Genomic DNA, 21,278 nt, shown 5'->3' on the forward strand with positions numbered 1-21,278 from the left:
ATCTAGCGCGGCTGGCGTGTCACGCCCGCGTCGAAGCGCGCGACCACCTGGCGCCAGCCGGCGCGCGTGAGCTGCGCATCGTCCAGCGCGGTGGGCGCCACGCGGGCATTGCGGTGCAGCCAGATATCGGGCTCGGCGTCGGACGCGTGCGCGGCATCGGCAGCGCCATGCGCGCGGCCATGCGCGGCCTGAACGCGCATCAGCACCGAACCGGCAACGGCGCTGTCCGCGCTCAGCCCCACATAGGCCTGCGTCCGGCCATCGGCCACGAGCGACCATGCATGGCCGCCGCGCTGCACGCTGCTTGCATCCTCGGCGAACGGCGGCAGGCCCAGCTCCGACAAAGCCGCCACGGCGGGCAGCCTGGCATGCGGGCCGCGTTCGGCCTCGATCTCATCGAGCGCGATGCGCAGATCGGCATGGATGCCCTGCTCGGCCGCCGTCAGGTCGCGCCGCGCATCGAGCTGGTGTGCGGCCACCGCATGGCTGTGCTGTGGCGCGCCGCGCAGCGTGACCACGGTCCCGGCGATGGCCAGGACCAGCGAGCAGCCGGCCAGCACCGCCAGGGTTTCATGGCCCGCTCCCGCCGGGCGCACCAGTTGCGTGGTGGCGCTCATCGCGCCGCGCCCGCGACGATCTCGGCATGGTCGACCTCGACCACATGGCCCGGGCCCGCATCGAACAGCACGAAGAAATCGCCCTTGGGCTTCTTGAAGCTCAGCAGCGAGCTTTTGTCGAGCTTGCCCGACACCAGCACCTTGTCGTCATAGCTCATCACATCGAGGCGCACGCCCGGGGCCAGCGAACCGTCGGAAAACGCGCCGCGGCACTGGATGGTGTCGGCCGAGACCTGGCGGCATTCGACCACGGGGTTGTGCGCCAGCGCCGGTGCCGCCACCGACAGCAGCCATGCGCCGGCCGCCAGTGCGCGGCGGACAGGGTGAGGAAATGTCATTGGGATGGCCTTTCTATTGCGCCTTGCGGTGCCGCCGGCCCCGCTTCAGGCTTGGCTTCGCGTTGCTGGAACCAGGCGACCGTGGCCGGCGACACATCCGCCAGGCGCACCTGCGCCTGGTGCATCTCGCCGTCCTTGCCCACCACCGTGAGCCACAGGCTGCTTCCGGCCGTGGTGTTGGCCGGCAGCTGGATGTCGACGTTGCGGTCCCAGCGCGTGCCCTGCAGCACGATGCCCGCGGCGCGCAGCGAGCGCGGCTTGTTGACCTTGAGATAGGCGGCGCGGATCTGCGCGTCGCAGTCCTCGCAAAAGCGCACCTGGTAGGACTTCATGGGGATGTCCATGGCCACCAGTTTGGGCACGTCATGGTCGCGGTCCGCGAGGCGGAAGCTCCACGGCCCGACCTGGCCCGCGAACGCATCGGCGCGCAGCAGCGGCGCGATCGGCGTGGCCTGCAACGCCAGCAGGTAGACCAGCGGCACCGCAGCCAGCAGCGCCGCGGCAAGCCAGCGGCGCGCAGTGCGCCGGGGCGCCACCGGCATTTCGGCAGCAGCGCCGGGTTTCGCGGCCTTGGCCGGGCGCGCGGGCCTGGCATGGTCCACCGGCCGCAACGGCCACTTGGGAAACGCAAACACCAGCGCCAGCGCGGCAATCGTCAGCCAGCCCAGCCACAGCGTGATGCCCACGCCCGAGCCCAGGTAGGCGATGCCCAGCGCGAGCGACACGGCCAGCAGCAGCCAGCCGGCAACGCGCGCCAGCAGGCGCCATTGCGGCGCGGGCAGCCGGCCCAGCAGATGCTCGGCATGGCGTTCGGTGGCCAGCGCCAGCGCGGCAAAGCCCGCCAGGCTGATCACCAGGATGGCCAGATGCAACAGCGTCATGCCGCACCTCCCGACTGGAGCAGCCAGGCCAGTGCGGCCAGCACGCCCGTCACGGACACCACGCCGATCCAGGCGCGCGTGGCGCTGCGCGCCATGAACACCCAGATCGCGACCAGGCTGTAGATCGCAAAGCTCAGCATGCTGGCCCACAGCATCGCCTGGGCCTGAGGCCCGGGCCAGACCCGCGCCAGCAGCACCGTCGCCGCCGAGGCCAGCGCATAGCCGCCCATGGCCGCTGCCATCACGCGCGAGGCCACGGCCAGGCGATAGCTCAGCGAAAGAGAATGGGCCTTGCTCATGCCACGCTCCCTTCGGTCACTGGCCGTGCGGCAGCGGCCCCTGCCGCTTTCCTTGCCGCGCGCGACGGGTCCAACCGGCGCTTGACCTTGACCGCCATCAGCGCCAGCAGCGCGGCCATGCCCCACATCGTCAGGTCGAAACCCGCCAGCACCCAGTCGCCCGCGCGCAGCGTGTTGAGCAGATGCTTGTCGGTGGTCAGGGCATTGATGACCGGCACCAGCGCATACGCCGCGCAGCCGGCCCGGAACAGCTCGATCCAGGCGCGGTGCAGCGGCCGCGCGAGCGCATAGAACAGCGCGCCGAGCCAGACCGCAAACAGCGTGTGCACCTCCCACGCGGGGCGGTCGGTGATGTCCAGCGGCAGCAGACGGTTGGCAAGAAAGTACGCGGCCACGGCCATGGGCAGTCCGGCAATGGTCGCGACGTTGAGCGTCTCGACCAGGCGCACGCCGAACTGCTCGGTGGCTTCAAGGCCGCTGCCCAGGTGGTGCCTGCGGCGCTTGACGGTCCAGAGCACCATGCCGGTGCCTATCATCGCGCAGCCCAGCAGGCCGGCGAAGAAATACACCCAGCGGCCCCAGGCGCCGACGAACAGGCCTTCATGCAGGTTCAGCATCACGGTCTGCGTGGTGCGCGCCGCGCCGCCGGTCTTGGGCTCGGGCGCCAGCGGCGCGCCGCTGCGCGCATCAAAGCGCAGCGTTTGCGGGCGCTGGAAATCCAGCGCGCTGCCGTTGACCCGCGTCAGCGTCACGGCCTGTACCTCGCCCGCGCCCTGGTTGTGCATCACGCCGATGGTGCGCACCTGGCCCGGTCCCCAGACGGCTTCGGCCTGCGCCACCAGCGGCAGCAGCGGGGTCCCGGGGCGCGAGATGGCCACCGGCTTGCGGTTGAACTCGGGAAAGATCTCGGCGAAGTACGGCTTGCGGCTTTGCTGGTCGCTGCCGTAGATCGCGTTGATGCCCGCGGGCATGTAGGTGAACAGGAAGAACACCAGCCCGCTGTAGGTGATCATCAGGAAGAACGGCAGCGCCATCACGCTCACCGCGTTGTGCGCGTCCAGCCAGCTGCGCTGGCCCTTGCCCGGGCGGAAGGTGAAGAAGTCCTTGAAGATCTTCTTATGCGTGATGACCCCGGTGACGATGGCCATCAGCATCAGCATGGTGCAGACGCCAACGATGCGGATGCCCCAGTCGAAGTCCATGTAGTGCAGCAGGTAATGCATCTGGTAGAGCGTGCGCCCGCCCGCGGTGGCGCGCGGCTCGATGCCCGAGGGCAGCACCTGGCCCGTGGCCGGATCGAGCTTCTCGCTGCCGCTCGGGCCGCGGTCATGGCCGTCGGGCGGCATCTCGTCCCAGCCGATGCCGAACTCCTGCCAGGTGCGCGACTGCAGAGACTCGTGCGGCAGGTTGATGCGCCACGCTGCGGCGCCCGGCGCGACCTTCTGCAGCCGGTCGAGCGCGAGTTCGAACGATGCGGCGCGGTTCTCGAGCGCGCGCGCCTGGACCATGGGCAGCTCGGGCTGCATCCAGCGCGTGATCTCGATCTGGAAATAGCCGGGCGTGCCGGTGACGAAGACGAAGAACAGCACCCAGCCGACGATCAGGCCGGTCCAGGTGTGCAGCCAGGAAGTGCACTGGCGAAGCGAGGAAAACATGCGCGGCTCCGTCTCAGGAAAGGGCTTGCGGGTCGAACGCCGGGCGCTGCGCGCCCTGCGTCTGCGCTGCCTTGAGCGTGAACGAACGCGCGCGCGCCGTGGCAATGGCCAGGCCGGTGTGCGCCAGCAGGCGCTCGAGCGCTTCCTGCGGCGTGAACATGCCGTAGACCGCCTCGGCCTGCAGGCCGGCAAGAAGCGCTTCCTGGAACAGCACCTGCGAATGCGTCTGCAGGCCGAAGGCGCGCAGCGCGCCCAGCAGCGGCTGGGCCGGAATGTTGACGGGCACGCGCAGCGGCTGCTCGTGCGCCGCCTGCGGCTGCCCCAAAGCGCCGAAGCCCGGCTGCGCGGCCGCCGGCAGCAACGGGCTGCAGCCCAGCACCGCCATCACCGCGAGCGCGCGATACCTGCGCCGCACCCTTCCCGCGAGGGGACCCGCCCGCCCGCTGCCCTGACCTTGCCGCATTGCACTGCTTCCGTCTTCAAGCGCCACCCCGGCAGCGCTGCAGCGGGAAACATCAGCCCGTTGCAAGCACTGCACGCCCAGGATGCGCGCGGTGTTCGTGGCTGTTGGCGGGGACCGAAGTGCAGCTTCGGATCCGTGGCTGGCAGCCGGAGCACGAAAGGATTTCCGCGCCCTCAATAGGTAGAACGGAGATCGGCACGGACATGGAACCCGCGAAGTGAAAAATAATGAGAATTATTTTTATGACGGAGCCAAAGGGCGAGGCATGCCTTGTCTATGGAGGCGGCGGTTCATGCTTCGACCGGCTCAGCACGAACGGAAATTGCCGTTCGCCCCGACTCACCGCCGCGCGATCCGCCAGTTGCCGTCGGCCGTCTTGTCCACGCGCACCGGCACCACATCCGGCAACGCCTGCAGGAAGTCCTCGGCCGAGGAGGTCATGAGGAACCCCGAGATGGTGAGGCTGCCCAGGCCCGGATCGGCAATCGTGATGGTCTTGCCCAGGTAGCGGCCCAGCTCCTGCGCGATGTCCTGCAGCGAGGTGCGGCTGAACTGGATCTGCCCGGTGCGCCAGCGCCCCACCTCCTCGGGCGCGACACGCAGGCTGGCATAGCGGCCGGTGGATGGGTCGATGTCCACGCCCGTGCCCGCGCCCAGCAGCAGCACGGGGTCGGCCGGCTGGCTGCGGCGCGGTTGCACCTCGACCTTGCCTTCGAGCACCTGCACCGCCAGCTGCTGCGGCGCGGCGCGCACGTTGAATGCCGTGCCGACCACGCGCACCCGGCTGTCGGCACTGTCGATGGTGAACGGCCTGGAGGCATCGGCGGCAACGCGGAAGAACGCCTCGCCGCCGGCCATTGCCACCTCGCGCCGGCGCGGGTAGTAGCGCACCTGCACGCTGGTGCCGGTGTTCAATGCGATCTGCGAGCCATCGGGAAGATCGACGCTGCGCGTCTCGCCCGGCCCGGTGGCCAGTGCGAGCTGGTAGCCCGCGGTGTTGTCCCAGCGGAACCAGCCGGCCACGGCCAGCGCCATGCAACCGGCCGCCAGCACCGGGGCCAGGCTGCGCCGGCGCGCCGGCGTGAACCAGGGCCTGCGCGCTGCCTGGCGTGCCGCCGGCGGCACTGCGGGCACCGCCGCCGCACGCCGGCCATAGGTTTCGGGCCGGTGCTCGGGCAGCTGGCCTGCGAGCTGCACGGTCTGGCGCATGGCATCCATGATGTCGCGGCGCCGCGGGTCGGCCTCCAGCCAGGCTTGCATTTCGCGTTCGTCGGCAGCCGTCCAGCCGGGCTGCTCGCGGCGCACGTACCAGCCGGCCACGGCCCGGTGCATATGCAGCATTGCGCTGAGATCGGTGCCTGGCGGCAGAGGCTTGGTCATGCTTCGTTCCCGCCGCCATCGGCGGCCTCTTCTTGCGCGCTGAGCGCGGCATGCACGGGCCGCATCTGTTCGCTGCTGGTGTAGCTCACGCGCAGCTGGCAGTAGGCGAGCGCGCGGCTCAGGTGCTTGACCACCATGCGCGTGGAGATTCCCATGCGCCTTGCGGTTTCCTCGACCGTGTGGCCTTCGATGCGGTGCAGCGTGAAGGCTTCGCGCTGGCGCGCGGGCAGCTCCCGGATGGCCTGGTCGAGACGGCCCAGCATCTGGTACTGGCCCGCATGTTCATCGGTATGGTCGGCGTCGGTTTGCAGTCCCGACGCGTCCAGGTCCTCCTCGAGCGCGACGCGCTGCAAGCCCTCGCGCTGCGCGCTCTTGCGCCAGCCGTCGATGGCAATGTTGCGCGCGGCGCGGCGCAGGTAGGGCTGCTCGTCGGCCGGCGCAATGGTCTTGCCGGTCGCGGCAAGGCGCGCAAATACCTCCTGCGTCGCGTCCTCGACCTCGGCGGCCGAGCCGAAATAGCGCCGCAACATGCGCGCCAGCGGAGCACGCCAGCGCGCATACAGCTGGCCCAGCTGTTCGCCGGGCGCCAGTTCGGGCTTCGGCCCGCCCTCCCCGTTCATCGCACGCCTCCATGCGCGGACGGCCACGCCCGAGCCGTGCTCGACCTGATCGCGGCAAGCATGGACGCAGCAAAGGGAAGGTGGGAGGCAGGCAAGGAAACCGTGATGGATGCAGGCGGACCCGCATTCTACCGAGGCCTGCCGTATCGAGCCGCGCGCGACGACCAGCCACAAATCCCCGAAAATAAGTAGAAGGTATTTCCATTATGGAAAAGATTTCCAAATAATTTCATGCTGCATGGGTCCCTTGGCGCTGCATCGGCAATGCCCCGGGCCCCCGCATTTCAACGCACAACGGAGACAACACAATGAGAAAGCCCAACCGGAAATTTGCCTATGCCGCGCTGACTTCGGCGCTGCTGCTGGGACTGAGCGCCTGTGGCGGCAGCGATGGCGACAGCTCCGCCACGCCTCCCGCCGCCGAGCAGCCCACGACGCCGCCGGTGGTCGAGCAACCCACGACGCCGCCCGTGGTCGAGCAACCCACCACACCGCCCGTGACCGAGGCGCCCGGTGAAAGCGCCGACGCCAGCTTCGACCCCTACTACAACGTCTGCCGCGGCACCGATGCCAAGTGCTACAACAACTGGGGCGCGTTTGCGTCCACGCCCAACCGCGTGCTGATCTACTCGCGCACCGCCGGCCCGCGCCACGCGAACCTGGGCACGCCCATGGCCAGCGGCCTGAATCCGGTGATGAACGAAGACAACATCATGCAGGCCGGCCTCAAGCGCATGATGGAGGAAGCCGGCATCCAGGCCGACTGGACCGAGGACGTCACGGTTCTTTCCGGCCGCATCAACAACTACAAGACCGTGATCTTCGCGAGCTCCAACCGCGACACGCTGTGGAACGAGGCCGCGCCCAACAGCAACGATGCGGCACGCACCTCGCTGCGCAACTACATGCGCCGCGGCGGCGGCTTCGTCGGCCTGCACAACGCGTTTGGCGCCGAATACAACTGGCCCTACTACGAAGGCCTGCTGGGCAACGCCAACTTCTACAACCATGGCCCGTACCGCGACGGCACGGTGCAGGTCATCGCGCAGGATCCGTCGACCGAAGGCGTGGCGCTGAGCTTCCCCTTCAAGGACGAGTGGTACAACCTCGCGCCCTTCCCGACCAACGTGAAGTTCCTCGCCAAGGTCGACACCTCGACGCTGAACCCGCTCACCGCCGCGCCCCATCCGGGCCACAAGGACTTCCACCCCGTGGCCTGGTGCCAGTACTACGACGGCGGCCGTGCCTGGCTCAGCACGCTGGGCCATGCCGCCGACCACTTCACCAAGGACTCCGCGGCGCCGGGCGCGAAAGACTTCCAGAAGATGGTGGTCCAGGCCGTCAAGTCGACCATGGGCCTGACCGAGTTCTGCACCAGCACCCCGGCTGCGCCTGCCACCACCACCACCGCCAACTGAGTCCGGCATCACCTTGGGGGAAAACCGTGAAAACTCGTTCCTACACCCTGTCTGCCATTGCAGCCGCCGTTCTTTGCCTGCCCGTGGTGCTGATCGGCTGCGGCGGCAGTGACAAACCCGTGACGGCGCCCGCGCCGGCGCCTGCGCCCGCACCCGAACCGACGCCCGCACCGGCGCCGGCGCCCGCGGCGGACCTCAGCGACTGCTGCACGCCCGGCGACAAGGATTTCCCCAAGGTGGGCGGAAACCTCGGCAACCAGAACTACAGCGGGCTGTCCGCGCTGAGCAAGCAGAACATCGCCCAGCTCGGCGGCGCCTGGGTCAACCGCGTCGAAGGCGGCCTCGACACCGGCACCAACCAGAGCACCACCGTGGTGGTCGATGGCGTGCTGTTCCTCGAAACCGCGCTGGGCAACGTCGTGGCCGTGGACGGCAAGACCGGCGTCACCAAATGGAAGTGGGAAACGCCCTATGGCACGATCACGCGCCGCGGCGTGGGCGTGGCCAAGGACCTGGGTCTGGTCTACACCGTGGCGCCGGGCAACCGCCTGGTGGCGCTGAAGATCGACACCGGCGAGGTCGCCTGGATCAAGCAGTATCCCAGCGCCACCACCGACGCCAATTACCTGGGCGCGGTGCAGAAGGTGGCGCTGGTCTACCACGACAAGCGCCTGTTCATCGGCACCAACGACGGCAACCGCGGCGCGGCCTTCACCGCGGACGCCACCACCGGCGAAGTGCTCAACGTGTTCTGGGGCGTGCCCAAGCCCGGCACGCGCGGCTCCGAAACCTGGGGCGACGCGGAAGAAGCCAACCGCACCGGCGCGACGCCCTGGATCCACCCGGCCGTCGACCCGGAACTCAACCTGGTCTACTGGACCTTCGGCAACGTGCGCGGCGGCTCGTCGCAGGACGGCTCCAAGCGCCCGGGCATGAACCTGTTCGCCAACTCCATCGTCGCGCTCGATGCCACCAGCGGCGAGTACAAGTGGCATTTCCAGTCGGTGCACCACGACATCTGGGACATGGACAACGTGATGTCGCCGGTGCTGGCCGACGTGACCATTGCGGGCGTGGCGCGCAAGGTCGTGATCTACGGCAGCAAGACCGGCATGTACTACATTCTTGACCGCAAGGACGGCTCGGCGCCGCTGGGCATCGACGAGATTCCGGTCAAGCAGGACGCGCGCCAGGCCACCTGGCCGACGCAGCCGATTCCGCGCCAGGGCGCCTGGACCGAAACCTGCGTGGTGGACCAGCAACTCGGCACCGCCGTGCCCGGCGACCCGAACCGCGCCATTCCCAACTACCAGAAGGGCTGCCTGTTCGACCCGCACTGGGACATCCCGATCCTTTCGGTACCCGGCCATGGCGGCGGCGCGAACTGGAACCACCAGTCGTTCAGCCCCAAGAGCGGCCTGGTCTACACCGGCTTCGGCTATGTCGGCGCCGCGCACTCGCTGACCGAAGCCAGCAACGGCCTGCGCCCGCCAGGCACCTACCAGACCGGCGGCGTGGTGGCCGTCGACCCCAGCACCAACCTCGTGCGCTGGAAGAAGGCCATGCCCTACTCGCTGGCGCATGGCAACGGCATCCTGTCGACCGCGAGCAATCTGCTGTTCATCGGCCAGCCCGATGGCAACCTGATAGCCATGGACGGCGACAACGGCAACGAGCTCTGGCGCTTCCAGACCGGCGCCTCGATCAGCGCCAGTCCGGTGAGCTACGAGATCGACGGCGAGCAGTATGTCGCGGTGTTCGCGGGCGGCACCTCCATCCCCTACAGCGATGCGCCGCGCGGCGACTACCTCTGGGCCTTCAAGGTCGGCGGCAAGGTGCCGGCAGCCGCCACGCCCAAGCCGCCCGTGGTGCGCCGACCGGTGTCGGGCACGGCCGTGGCCGGCGCGGGCCTGCCCACGCCCAACACCGTCTACCTGGGCCGCGTGCAGACCAGCACCAATGCGCCCGGTGCCGCCGAATCCACGGCCGTCAACGCCATGACACCGACCTGGATGACGGTGCCGCTGAACACCACCGTGACCTTCACCAACCCCGCAGGCAACCAGCACGAGCATTGCGCGACGCAGTTCTTCGAAGGGGTGTTCAACTTCCGCCTCAAGCCCGGCGAGTCGGCGCAGTACAAGTTCACGCAACCCGGCGAGTACTTCTACAACGACTGCCACAGCCCGCGTCCCACCGGCAAGGTCGTCGTCAGCGCGCAGTGATGCGCCGCGGCTGAACGCCGCCAGCAAAAAGCCCCTGCGGCCAAGGCCGGCAGGGGCTTTTCTTCATGGCCCGGCGCTGGCGCTCAGAAGGCCCAGCGCACGCGCACCTGCGCCGAGTGGTCGCGGTTGCCGCTGCCGAACTCGCCCTTGTAGCCCAGCACCAGCGCCGCGTTGCGGCTCAGCTCCAGTTCCGCCTCCAGGCCCAGCAGCGCGGTGTTGCGCGCCAGCGGCACGCCGGCCACCGTGAAGTTCTGTCCACCTTCGAAGGCCATGCTGGTGCGGTTGCTGACATCGCCAAACGCATGGCGCCAGCCCAGCGTGCCGCGCAGACGGCCTTCGCTGCCGCCGAGCTTGAAGTCGCTGTGCATGCGCAGGCCCAGCGTGCCGCTGCCCAGGTCGTCGCGGCTCGCGTCGCCGCGCAATGCCGCGAAGCCGCCGCGCTCCTGGAAGCCACGGTTGCGCTGCTCGCCCAGGCTGATGCCGGCAAACGGCTCGATGCCGACCTTGCCGTACTGGCCCAGTGCATAACCGACTTCGGCGAACAGCTGCGAGGTGCCGGCGTGGTAGTCGGCCTTGAGCGTCTGCTCCAGCGCGGCGACATGGCGTTCAGACGCGATCTCATGCCAGGTATAGGCCAGGCCGCCCATCACGTTCAGCTGGCCCACGCCCGCGCCGAAGCTCTTGCCGCCATAGACCGCGGCACTGTAGCTGTCGACCTTGCCGGTGGAGCTGCGGTCGGCAACGCGCGCATCGGTGCGCGTATAGCCCAGCGAGCCGCCCACGCGCCAGCCGCTGCCCGCGACTTCGCTGTCGCCGCCCAGGAACAGGCCGCCGGTGCTCTGCTTCAGGCGCGCGGCATTGCCGTCGCCGGCATAGCTTTGCCAGTGGCCCACCACTTCCGCCCACATCGGCAGGGCCTTGGTCGAGGGCCAGGCCGAGGCCGGCAGCGGGCCGTCGGACTGCGCGATCGGTGCGCCGGGGCGCAGATTGGCGGTCAGGTTGCTGTGCAGGTGGCGCAGCGAGCTGTTGCCGAACAGCTGCGCGCCACTGCGCATGCTGCCTTGCGCCGTGGAGTGCACTTCGCCCGACAGGCTCTCGAACACCGCGGCGGGAGTGCCTTCGGGCAGCGACTGGACGAAGCGGTACAGCGCGCTGTCCGGCTGCAGGCTTTGCACGGCGTTGGCCACGCCGGTCTGGTTGCGGGTCTGCGCGAGATCGGCGAACTCGATCGGGCGGGTGGGCGTGCCGGGATCGGCCGGGTCCACGGGCAGCTGCTTGCGCTCGAGCAGCAGCGACAGCGAGTTGGCGTTGTACTGCAGCTTGGGGTCGAGGTAGGCGTAGTTCGAGGACACGGTATCGAACTGGCCCTGCAGGCTGGCGGCCTGGAGCAGGGTGTAGGTCTTCGAGACGTCAAAACCTGCCCCCGGACCGACGTGCAGCAGGCCGCCGGCAAGCTGCACCGTGCCGCTCACCTGCAGCCGGTCGCTGGTGCCCGAATCGGGATCCGCGTGGAACTGGTAGGTCGAGCCCGGCGCGAAGCGCAGATCGCCATTCACGGTCAGCGTGCCGTAGCTGTGGCCCGAGACGCTGATGCTGCCCGGAGCAATGATGGCCCCGCTGGCCAGCGTGGTCGAGCCTACGCTGCCGCTGCCGGTCAGGCTCGCGCCGCCCGCCACATGCAGGCTGCCGCCCAGCACCGCGCCCGCGCCGATGGCCAGCGTGCCGGCATCGACTGCCGTGCTGCCGGTGTAGGCGCTGCCGTTGCCGGTGAAGGCCAGCGTGCCCGCGCCGGTCTTGGTCAGGCTGCCATTGCCCGCCAGGGCCTGGGCCAGCGTGGCATCGCCAGCCTGATTCAGCTCCAGCGCGGCGTTGTTGGTGATCGCGCCGCTGCCCAGCTTGGCAACGGACGCCACCAGCCGGCCGGCCTCGATGACCGTGCCGCCCGTCGAGGTATTGGTGCTGGTGAGCGTCAGCGTGCCCGCACCCGATTTGACCAGCTGGCCGCTGCCCGCCAGCGACTGCGCCAGCGTGGCATCGAGCGCCTGGTTCAGCTCCAGCGTCGCGTTGTTGACGATTGCGCCGCGGCCCAGATGGCCCGCCGCGGCAATCAGCCGGCCCGCCTCGATGCGCGTGCCGCCCGTCGAGGTGTTTTCACCGCTGAGCGTCAGCGTGCCCGCGCCCGACTTGATCAACTCGCCCGTGCCGCCGATGGCTTGCGCCAGCGTGGCATCGTTGATCTGCGTGAGTTCCAGCGCGGCGTTGTTGCTGATCGCGCCGCTGCCCAGGTTGCCAGCGCCGGCGATCAGCCGGCCGGCCTCGATGGTCGTGCCGCCCGTCGAGCTGTTGGCGCCGGTGAGCGTCAGCGTGCCCGCGCCCGACTTGATCAGCTCGCCCGTGCCGCCGATGGCCTGCGCCAGCGTGGCATCGGTGGACTGCTTGAGTTCCAGCGCGGCGTTGTTGCTGATCGCGCCGCTGCCCAGGTTGCCAGCGCCGGCGATCAGCCGGCCGGCCTCGATGGTCGTGCCGCCCGTCGAGGTGTTGGCGCCGGTGAGCGTCAGCGTGCCCGCGCCCGACTTGATCAGCTCGCCGCTGCCGCCAATGGCCTGCGCCAGCGTCGCATCGTTGATCTGTTTGAGTTCCAGCGCGGCGTTGTTGCTGATCGCGCCGCCGCCCAGGTTGCCAGCCCCGGTGATCAGGCGGCCGGCTTCGATGGTCGTGCCGCCCGTCGAGTTGTTGGCGCCGGTGAGCGTCAGCGTGCCCGCGCCCGACTTGATCAGCTCGCCCGTGCCGCCGATGGCTTGCGCCAGCGTGGCGTCGGTCTCCTGCTTGAGCTCCAGCGCGGCGTTGTTGCTGATCGTGCCGCTGCCCAGGTTGCCAGCCCCGGCGATCAGCCGGCCGGCTTCGATGGTCGTGCCACCCGTCGAGGTGTTGGCGCCGGTGAGCGTCAGCGTGCCCGCGCCCGACTTGATCAGTTCGCCCGTGCCGCCGATGGCTTGCGCCAGCGTCGCATCGTTGATCTGCTTGAGTTCCAGCGCGGCGTTGTTGCTGATCGTGCCGCTGCCCAGGTTGCCAGCGCCGGCAATCAGCCGGCCGGCTTCGATGGTCGTGCCGCCCGTCGAGGTGTTGGCGCCGGTGAGCGTCAACGTGCCCGCGCCCGACTTGATCAGCTCGCCCGTGCCGCCAATGGCTTGCGCCAGCGTGGCATCGTTGATCTGCTTGAGTTCCAGCGCGGCGTTGTTGCTGATCGCGCCGCTGCCCAGGTTGCCAGCGCCGGCAATCAGCCGGCCGGCTTCGATGGTCGTGCCTCCGGTCGAGCTGTTGGTGCCGGTGAGCGTCAGCGTGCCCGCGCCCGACTTGGTCAGATCGCCCGTGCCGCCGATGGCCTGGGCCAGCGTGGCGTCGGTCTCCTGCTTCAGTTCCAGCGCGGCGTTGTTGCTGATCGTGCCGCTGCCCAGATTGCCGGCCCCGGCGATCAGCCGGCCTGCTTCGATCAGCGTGCCCCCTGTCGACGTATTGGCGCCGGTGAGCGTCAGCGTGCCCGCGCCCGACTTGGTCAGGTCGCCCGTGCCGCTGATGGCCTGGGCCAGCGTGCCGTTGCCGGCCTGGTTCACTTCCAGCGCGGCATGGTTGGTGATCGCGCCGCTGCCCAGGCTGTCGCTGGAGGCGATCAGGCGGCCGGCGCTGATGGTGGTGCCGCCGCGGTAGTCGTTGGCGCCGGTCAGGGTCGTCGTGCCCGTGCCCTGCTGGTGCAGGCTGCCGCTGCCGGTGATCGCATTGCTCAGCGTGACCGCATCGCTGCGGTTGATGCCCAGCGTTGCGTTGTTGATCACATTGCCGCTGCCCAGCGCACCCGTGGTGCCGCCATTGCCCACCTGCAGCGTGCCGGCTTCGATGGTCGTGGTGCCGGTGTAGCGGTTGTCGGCCAGCAGCACGGTGGTGCCCGTGCCCTTCTGGACCAGATTGCCGCTGCCGGAGATCTCATTGTCCACATGCAGCAGGTTGCTGCGGTTGAAGGCCAGTGTGCCTTCGTTGGCGACGCTGCCCGTGCCCAGCGTGCCGGCCATGCCGCCATTGCCGACCTGCAGCGTGCCGGCCTCGATCTGCGTGCCGCCGGTGTAGCCGTTGTCGGCCGACAGCACCAGCGTGCCGGCGCCCTTCTTGCTCAGCGTCTTGCCGTTCCAGCCGGCCGCGCCATTGGCGCCCTGGTCGTCCAGCGCCACGCCCACGTCGAACTGCTCGCCGGCGCCGGCCAGCGTGAAGCTGCCCTGGGCCAGGTTGTTGTTCGCGCTCCAGTTCAGGCCGTAGCTGGCCAGGTACTGCTTGCCATCCGCGGACTTGCCGGTCGTCAGCGTGAGGTAATCCACCTCGCCGCTGAAGCCGCCCACATGCACCTTGGCGAAATCGCCGGTGATGCCGTTGTTGGTGCTGACCAGCACGCGGTCGAGTTCGCTGCGCGCGCCAATGCCGCTGAGGTTGAAGCCCACCTCGGCGCCCACTTGCAGGCTGTCGGCCACCAGCGACGGCTGCGCGCCGCGCGACTGGATGGACAGCTGTGCGCCCTGCAGCAGTTCGACGGCCTTGCCGACGCTCAGCGTGGCCGCGGTGGCAATCTCCAGGCCCGCGCCGCCAGCGACCTGGATGTTCCCGGCCAGGGTATTGCCGGGCGAGAACTGCGCATCCGCGTCGGCGAATTTGAGGCTGCCGGCCGACACCAGCGTGTCGCCCGCATAGCTGTTGCGGCCCGTCAGCGTCAGCGTGCCGGCGCCGGTCTTGGTCAGACCGCCGCTGCCGGCGATGGCCTGGGTCAGCGTGCCATCGGCCGCCTGTTGCAGTTCGAGCGCGGCGTTGTTGGTGATGGTGCCGCTGCCCAGATTGGCCGAGGACGCCACCAGCCGGCCCGCATCGATGTGCGTTGCGCCCGTCGAGGTGTTGACGCCGGTCAGCGTCAGGGTGCCCGCGCCGGTCTTGCTCAGCTCCCCGCTGCCGGCAATGGCCTGGGCCAGCGTGGCATCGGACTCCTGCTTCAGCTCCAGCGCGGCGTTGTTGGCGATGATGCCGCTGCCCAGGTTGGCAGCGGATGCCACCACCCGGCCCGCGATGATGGCCGTGCCGCCGGTCGAGCTATTGGCGCCGGTGAGCGTCAGCGTGCCCGCGCCCGACTTGGTCAGGTCGCCGCTGCCGCTGATGGCCTGTGCCAGCGTGGCATCCTGGGCCTGGTGGATTTCCAGCGCGGCATGGTTGGTGATGGCGCCGCTGCCCAGGTTCGCCGCGGAGGCGATCAGCCGGCCCGCTTCGATGGTCGTTGCGCCCGTGGAGGTGTTGCTGCCCGCGAGCGTCAACACCGCGCTGCCCGATTTGATCAGGTCGCCGCTGCCGCTGATCGCCTGTGCCAGCACGGCATTGGTCGACTGCCGGATCTCCAGCGCCGCATTGTTGACGATCGCGCCGCTGGCCAGGCTGGCCACCGAGGCCACCAGCCGGCCCGCCTCGATCGTGGTGCTGCCCGTGGCGGTGTTGCTGCCGGTCAGGGTCAGCGTGCCGGTGCCCGACTTGATAAGCTGGCCGCTGCCGCTGATGGCCTGGGCCAAGGTGGCTTCGCCGGCCTGGTTCAGTTCCAGCTGCGCCATGTTGATGATCGCGCCACTGGCCAGGTTGGTCGCGGAAGCCACCAGGCGGCCGGACGCAATGCCGGTGAGGCCGGTGGAGGTGTTGGTGCCCGTGAGCGTCAGCGTGCCGCTGCCGGACTTGAGCAGGTGGCCGCTGCCGCTGATGTCCTGCGCCAGCACCGCGTTGCTGTCTTGCTTCAGCTGCAACGCTGCGTCGTTGACGATGGCGCCGCTGCCCAGGTTGGCCGTGGAAACCACCAGTTCGCCGTCCACGATGGTCGTGCCGCCCGTCGACGTATTGGCACCGGTGAGCGTCAGCGTGCCGGCGCCGGTCTTGGTCAGTTCGCCGCTGCCGCCGATAGCCTGGGCCAGGGTGGCATCGCTTGCCTGCTTCAGTTCCAGCGCGGCGTTGTTGGTGATCGCGCCGCTGCCCAGATTCGCGGCGGAAGCCACCAGGCGGCCGGCATCGATGGTCGTGCCGCCCGTCGAGGTATTGGCGCCCGCGAGCGTCAGCGTGCCGGCGCCCGACTTGATCAGCTCACCGCTGCCGCCCAGGGCCTGGGCGAGCACGGCATTGTCGGATTGCTGGATCTCCAGGGCCGCGTTGTTGGTGATGCCGCCGCTGGCCAGATGGGCCACGCCCGCCACCAGGCGGCCTGCCTCGATCGCGGTGCCGCCCGTGGCGGTGTTCGTGCCTGCGAGGGTCAGCGTGCCGGTGCCCGACTTGATCAGATCGCCGCTGCCGCCCAGGGCCTGGGCCAAAGTCGCTGCGGTGTCCTGCCGGAGTTCCAGCGCCGCGTTGTTGACGATGTCGCCGCTGGCCAGATTGGCGACGGAGGCCACCAGCCTGCCGCCCGTGATGCCCGTGAGGCCGGTGGAGGTGTTGGCACCGGTGAGGGTCAGCGTGCCGCTGCCCGACTTGACCATGTCGCCGCTGCCCGCAATGTCCTGGGCCAGCGTGGCATCGGTGTCCTGCCGCAACTCCAGCGCTGCATTGTTGACGAGCATGCCGCTGCCCAGGTTGGCAGCCGATGCCACCAGCTGGCCCGCGATGATGGCCGTGCCGCCGGTCGACGTATTGGCGCCCGTGAGCGTCAGCGTGCCCGCGCCGGACTTGGTCAGGTCGCCGCTGCCGCCGATGGCCTGCGCCAACGTGGCATCGGTCTGCTGCATCAGCTCCAGCGCGGCGTTGTTGGTGATCGCGCCGCTGGCCAGGCTGGCGGCGGAGGCCAGCAGTCGGCCTGCATCGACGGAGGTGGTGCCGGTGGCGGTGTTGGCGCCGGTGAGCGTCAGCGTGCCCGTGCCGGCCTTGGTCAGGCTGCCGCTGCCGCTGATCGCGCCGCTCAGCGTCATGTCATGGCTGCCCTGCAGCGTCAGGCTGCCGGAAATGTCCACGGCATTGGCGAGGTTCATGCTGCTGGTGCTTTCCAGCGCCGCGCTGCCCGTGGCCTTCAGCATGCCGCCGCTCAATGCGCCGGCATTGCCCAGGCGCAGCGTGCCGGCCTTGAGCTCGGTATTGCCGAGATAGCTATTGGCCTGCCCCAGCGCCAGCGTGCCGCTGCCGTCCTTGACCAGGCCGGCCGTGCCCGAAAGCAGTCCATCGAACGCCAGCGCATTGCCGCCCACGACCGTGAGGTTGCCGTCGAGGCGCACACGGTTGGCCACCGCGATATCCGCGGCGCTTTGCAGCGTGGCAGCGCCGGTGACGTTCAACGCGGCATTGCCCAGCGAGGTATCGGTGCCCAGGCGCAGCGTGCCATGCGCCAGCGTCACGCTGCCGTCCAGCGTATTCGCGCCCAGCAGGTTCAGCGCCGCGCCGCCAGCCTTGATCAGGTTGCCATTGCCCGACACCGTGCCGGTGAGCGCCAGGTCGCGCGTGCCGAGCACGGTCAGCGCGCCGGTGAGCGCCACGTCGTTGTCCACGCCCACGCCCGGCACGCGGCTGTCGATGCTGGTGCCGTCAGCCGTCTTCAGCGTGCCCTTGCCCAGCGCCTGGGCGTTGCCGATCACGACGCCGCCGGCGTTCAGCGCGAAATCGCCCTCCATCTCGTTGCGGCCGTTGAGCACCAGCGTGCCGCTGCCGGCCTTGCTCAGGCCGCCCTGGCCCGAGATCGCTCCACCCAGCGTCATGGTCGAGCCGGCATCGAGGGTCAGGTCGCCCGCCAGCTGCAGGCTGTTGCCCAGGCTCACGGACTGCTGGTTGGCCAGCGCCGTGCCGCTCGAAGCCGTCAACGCTCCCGTGCCCAGTGCGCTGTCGCTGTGCGCAACGATGCGGCCGGCCTTGAGCGTGGTGCCGCCGCGGTATTGGTTGTTGCCGGTCAGCACCAACGTGCCGGCGCTGGTCTTGCTCAGCGTGCCGTCGCCGGCCATGTTCACACCGATACGGGCGGTCACATCGGCATCGACGCGCACTTCGGCGCTGCCGCCGTCCGCGTTGACCAGATTCAACTGGCCGGCGCCGCCGTTGACCAGTTGGTAGCCGTTGCCGGTGAACTGCATGAACTTGACGTCATGGCTGCCCTCGACCTCCACGCCACCACCCGTGCCCTGGAAGATCGCCGAGTCGCCGGCCCAGGCCGTGTTGCGGCTGCCGGAAGCATTGGTCCAGTTGGTTCCCGCGGCGCTCCAGATGCCGCCGCCGCCATTGACGACGCCGTTGGCCAGGCTGTAGTTGCCGTCCCAGAACTGCATTGCCAGGTTGGGCGAATTGACGACGACGTTGACCTGATTGGCCACGCCGGTCTGCAGCTGCAGCTGCCCGGCCGTGATGCCCTCGGGCAGCGCGCCGATGCTGGCCAGGTTGGAAGTCAGCAGGCCGCCATAGTCGAACAGGCGATAGACGCCATTGCCCAGCGCATCGGTTCCGGTGAAGTTGAACGTGCCGTTCAGTGCCAGGCTTCCCGCCACCTGCGCCATGGGCGTGGTGGTGGGCGCGCCCAGCGTGACGTTGGTGCTGCTGCCGGCGTTGAGCGCCAGCGAGCCCAGGCGCAAGGTGCTGCCCGACTTCAGTCCCAGCTTGCCGCCGGCTTCCACCGTCAGCGCGCCGCTGGTGCTGCCGGAACCCGACAGCGTCGCCCCGCTCTTGACCGTGACCGGGCCGGCGGCCAGGCTGCCATTGAGCACCAGCGTACCCGCATTGACATCGGTCTTGCCGGTCATCCCGTTGCTGCCGTTCAGCGTCAGCGTGCCGCTGCCGACCTTGGTCAGGCTGCCGCTGCCGCGCAACTGGCCGTCGAAGACCGCGCTGGTATTGCCGATGCCCGCGCTCAGCGCGCCCAGGGTCCAGACCGTGCCGGCGCCGCTCAGGTTGTTGACGGAGGCGGCGCTGTTGAGCCTGACGGTGGCACCGGCGGCGACATTCAGGTTCGGATTGCTGCCCAGCGTGCTGCCGGCGGCCATGGTGAGCGTGCCTTGGCGCACGTCGAGCGTGCCGGTGAAGATGTTGGTCACGCCCGAGAGCGTCAGGTCGCCGAGACCGGTCTTGGCCAGCGTGCCGCTGCCGGCGATCCGGCCGCTGCTGGTCAGGTCGGCATCGCTGGCAAGCTCCAGCGTCACGGGGAAGTTGATGGTGACGTCGCCGGGCAGCGCCTGCGACTGCTGGTATGCCAGGCGGCTGTTGCCGCTGACCACCAATGGGCCGCTGCCCAGCGCACCCGCCCGGGCCACGGTCAGCGTGCCGCCGTTGAGCTCGACGCCGCCCGCAAAGGTGTTGCTGCCGCCCAGCTGCAGATTGCCGGCGCCCCGCTTGATCAACTTGGCGCCCGCGGTGCCGCTGATCGTGCCGTTGAGGCCCAGCGCGTTGTTGCCACTGACCGTCAGGCTGGCGTTCAGCGCCACATCGTTGGCCAGCTCCACCGCAGCGCTGCTGGTGAGCGTGCTGGCGCCGGCAACGGTCAAGGCACCCGTGCCAAGGGCCAGGTCATTGCCGACGGTCAACGTGCCACCCGACAGCGTGGTTCCCCCCGAGTAGCTGTTGGCTCGGGCCAGCATCAGCGTACCCGTGCCGGTCTTGACCAGGCCCCCGCCCGGGGCGCCCGAGACGGTGCCATCGAGGCGCAGCTGATTGCTGCCATCGACCGTGAGGTGGTTGTTCACCACCACGTCGTTGGCCAGTGCCACCAGGGCACTGCTGTCGAGCGTGCTGGCTTGCGCCACCGTCAGGGCGCCCGTGCCCAGCGCCAGATCGTTGCCGACGCTCAAGGTGCCGCCCGAAAGCGTGGTTCCACCCGCGTAGCTGTTGGCGCCGGAGAGCTTCAACAGGCCTGTACCGGTCTTGTAGAGGCTGGCATCCGTGCCGCCCGAAACCAGGCCATTGAGGGTCATGGAGTTCACGCCGTCCACCGTCAGGCCGCTGCCGCCGGTGCTCAGATTACGGCCCAGCTGGATAGCATTGCCCAGCGTCAACGCCCCGAACTCGCTGCGCAGCGTGCCGCCCCGTGCGTCAATGGTGTTGCTGCCGGCAAACGCATTGTTGTTGACGACCAGCGCGCCACCGAGCAGGCTGACGCTGGTATTACCGCCGCTGGCCAACTGACCGCGCAGGCTCCAGGTACCGCTGTTGACCTCAAAGTGGTTGAAGTTGACGTAAGTGGCAGTATTGATCGTCGAGCTGTCGGGGGCGCCGCTGGCCACGGCCAACTGCAGGCTCAGTGTGTTGTTGCCGCCAGCGCCGCCATCCACGATGCCAGAGGGCGCGAATTCCACACCGGCACTGGCGGTGAGACGGCCGGCGTTGCCATCGTTGACGTAAACCCCCGAGCCCGTCAGCATGTTGAAGCGGTTGCTGCTGCCCGCTCCCATCGAGACACTGCCGAAGATATTGCCGGCATTGGTGAACACGTTGCCCTGGAGCGAGGGCGCGAAACCAATGCGCCCGGTGACCTGCCGATTGTTGGTCATGTCCGCCCGGCCGCCACCGTAGACGGCCACCGCCGGCAGGTTGGCGCGCGAGCCCGTGGCGCCTTGCACCAGGTCCACGCTGATGGAGCCATTGTTGACGATGGTGGTCACGCCTGAATTGGAGATATCCAGTGCCAGGCCGTTGAAGCTGCTCAGCGAGGCGCCCGGATCACCCGACCTGCCATAGATCGCGGAGGTGTTGGAGAGGTTGTTGACGCTCAGGTTGGTGGGCCCGAAACCAAGCATCCTCAACCCCGTGGTCGGCACGGTAAAGGTGTTGCCCCAGGTGCCGGCAACGATGCCGTTGCTGTTGAACGTGAGTCCAATGCCCGCGAGGTTCATCGCGGGCGCGCCTTGCTGCGTCGATTGCGCCAGCGCGCCTGCGGCGATGTTGAAGGTCAGATCGGCACCAGTTGCCGAATAGTCGTAGATGCTGCCGCTGCAAGTCACCGTCATGCCGGGCGGGGGAGCAAATGGCGAGCAGGCGGCATAAGCCGGTGCGCTGGCCAATGCCAGCAGACCTGCGGCCGCGGCCGCCAGCGCGCTGCGGCGCAGGCGGCGCGCGCTGCGGCTGCTCTTGCCCGGGCCGCGCGCCACTTCGCTGACAGCCTGCCACACGCCGGTCACGGCGTTGAAAACCACTCGGTAGATTCGATTCATGACGATGGAGACCCGGGCCTTGCCCAGCCGGGGTGTTTACAAGAGTTGGGTAGGAAAAAGCCAGGCGCGCAACATGCCAGGGCATGTGTCGATAAAGCCTTGATGGGTCGTGACAACCCATAGTTAAAAGCATTTTCTTACAAACGAAACGTTTTGGAATGGGACTCCAAGTCAAGTTTCGTTACTACAACACTTGTGTAACTTTCGAAAAAATCCC

General features: G+C 68.9%; 11 protein-coding genes. 2 read left to right on the forward strand and 9 right to left on the reverse strand.

All coding sequences use genetic code 11. The features are described 5' to 3' along the window. Positions 1 to 2: 2 nt before the first annotated feature. The 8 genes from HUK68_RS15305 to HUK68_RS15340 all read right to left on the reverse strand — a co-directional run bounded on the left by HUK68_RS15305 (position 3) and on the right by HUK68_RS15340 (position 6,253). Positions 3 to 617 carry a DUF6162 family protein gene (locus HUK68_RS15305; RefSeq protein WP_175504958.1) on the reverse strand — a complete coding sequence of 205 codons (615 nt, stop codon included), beginning with the start codon at positions 615 to 617 and terminating at the stop codon, positions 3 to 5. Further along, positions 614 to 955, reverse strand: a complete 342-nt coding sequence (locus HUK68_RS15310) for a hypothetical protein (protein WP_175504959.1) — start codon at positions 953 to 955, stop codon at positions 614 to 616. Before HUK68_RS15310 ends, HUK68_RS15305 begins: the two co-directional genes overlap by 4 nt. After that, complete coding sequence (locus HUK68_RS15315; RefSeq protein WP_175504960.1) at positions 952 to 1,836, reverse strand: DUF3325 domain-containing protein; 885 nt, start codon at positions 1,834 to 1,836, stop codon at positions 952 to 954. Before HUK68_RS15315 ends, HUK68_RS15310 begins: the two co-directional genes overlap by 4 nt. Next, a complete protein-coding gene (locus HUK68_RS15320; RefSeq protein ID WP_175504961.1) occupies positions 1,833 to 2,135 on the reverse strand; it encodes a DUF3649 domain-containing protein in 303 nt (100 codons plus the stop codon). Before HUK68_RS15320 ends, HUK68_RS15315 begins: the two co-directional genes overlap by 4 nt. Then, complete coding sequence (locus HUK68_RS15325; RefSeq protein ID WP_175504962.1) at positions 2,132 to 3,790, reverse strand: PepSY-associated TM helix domain-containing protein; 1,659 nt, start codon at positions 3,788 to 3,790, stop codon at positions 2,132 to 2,134. The genes HUK68_RS15320 and HUK68_RS15325 overlap by 4 nt, the downstream gene beginning before the upstream one ends. A gap of 13 nt (positions 3,791 to 3,803) precedes the next feature. Then, positions 3,804 to 4,253: an STN domain-containing protein gene (locus HUK68_RS15330; RefSeq protein WP_175504963.1), complete on the reverse strand. Its 450-nt coding sequence runs from the start codon at positions 4,251 to 4,253 to the stop codon at positions 3,804 to 3,806. 339 nt (positions 4,254 to 4,592) lie between these two features. Further along, entirely contained in the window at positions 4,593 to 5,633 is a 1,041-nt protein-coding gene (locus HUK68_RS15335; RefSeq protein WP_175504964.1) for a FecR family protein, read from the reverse strand. Further along, on the reverse strand, positions 5,630 to 6,253 hold the full coding sequence (locus tag HUK68_RS15340; RefSeq protein WP_175504965.1) for an RNA polymerase sigma factor: 624 nt from the start codon (positions 6,251 to 6,253) through the stop codon (positions 5,630 to 5,632). The genes HUK68_RS15335 and HUK68_RS15340 overlap by 4 nt, the downstream gene beginning before the upstream one ends. A gap of 308 nt (positions 6,254 to 6,561) precedes the next feature. Here HUK68_RS15340 and HUK68_RS15345 point away from each other — a divergent pair, with 308 nt between their 5' ends. Together HUK68_RS15345 and HUK68_RS15350 are read left to right on the forward strand one after the other, a co-directional pair. Beyond that, positions 6,562 to 7,671, forward strand: a complete 1,110-nt coding sequence (locus tag HUK68_RS15345) for a ThuA domain-containing protein (protein WP_175504966.1) — start codon at positions 6,562 to 6,564, stop codon at positions 7,669 to 7,671. 26 nt (positions 7,672 to 7,697) lie between these two features. Next, the gene (locus HUK68_RS15350; RefSeq protein ID WP_175504967.1) at positions 7,698 to 9,896 is read left to right on the forward strand and encodes an outer membrane protein assembly factor BamB family protein; all 2,199 of its coding nucleotides are present in this window, start codon (positions 7,698 to 7,700) and stop codon (positions 9,894 to 9,896) included. An 83-nt stretch (positions 9,897 to 9,979) separates the two neighbouring features. Here HUK68_RS15350 and HUK68_RS23430 read toward each other — a convergent pair whose 3' ends face one another. Further along, a complete protein-coding gene (locus tag HUK68_RS23430; protein WP_175504968.1) occupies positions 9,980 to 21,061 on the reverse strand; it encodes an autotransporter-associated beta strand repeat-containing protein in 11,082 nt (3,693 codons plus the stop codon). Positions 21,062 to 21,278: the final 217 nt, after the last annotated feature.

The organism is Comamonas antarctica (assembly GCF_013363755.1).
Taxonomy (GTDB): Bacteria; Pseudomonadota; Gammaproteobacteria; order Burkholderiales; family Burkholderiaceae_C; genus Comamonas; species Comamonas antarctica.

Coding starts and splice junctions, on each gene's coding strand:
- HUK68_RS15305 (WP_175504958.1), bottom strand. CDS start 617: ATGAGCGCCACCACGCAACTGGTGCGCCCGGCGGGAGCGGGCCATGAA.
- HUK68_RS15310 (WP_175504959.1), bottom strand. CDS start 955: ATGACATTTCCTCACCCTGTCCGCCGCGCACTGGCGGCCGGCGCATGG.
- HUK68_RS15315 (WP_175504960.1), bottom strand. CDS start 1,836: ATGACGCTGTTGCATCTGGCCATCCTGGTGATCAGCCTGGCGGGCTTT.
- HUK68_RS15320 (WP_175504961.1), bottom strand. CDS start 2,135: ATGAGCAAGGCCCATTCTCTTTCGCTGAGCTATCGCCTGGCCGTGGCC.
- HUK68_RS15325 (WP_175504962.1), bottom strand. CDS start 3,790: ATGTTTTCCTCGCTTCGCCAGTGCACTTCCTGGCTGCACACCTGGACC.
- HUK68_RS15330 (WP_175504963.1), bottom strand. CDS start 4,253: ATGCGGCAAGGTCAGGGCAGCGGGCGGGCGGGTCCCCTCGCGGGAAGG.
- HUK68_RS15335 (WP_175504964.1), bottom strand. CDS start 5,633: ATGACCAAGCCTCTGCCGCCAGGCACCGATCTCAGCGCAATGCTGCAT.
- HUK68_RS15340 (WP_175504965.1), bottom strand. CDS start 6,253: ATGAACGGGGAGGGCGGGCCGAAGCCCGAACTGGCGCCCGGCGAACAG.
- HUK68_RS15345 (WP_175504966.1), top strand. CDS start 6,562: ATGAGAAAGCCCAACCGGAAATTTGCCTATGCCGCGCTGACTTCGGCG.
- HUK68_RS23430 (WP_175504968.1), bottom strand. CDS start 21,061: ATGAATCGAATCTACCGAGTGGTTTTCAACGCCGTGACCGGCGTGTGG.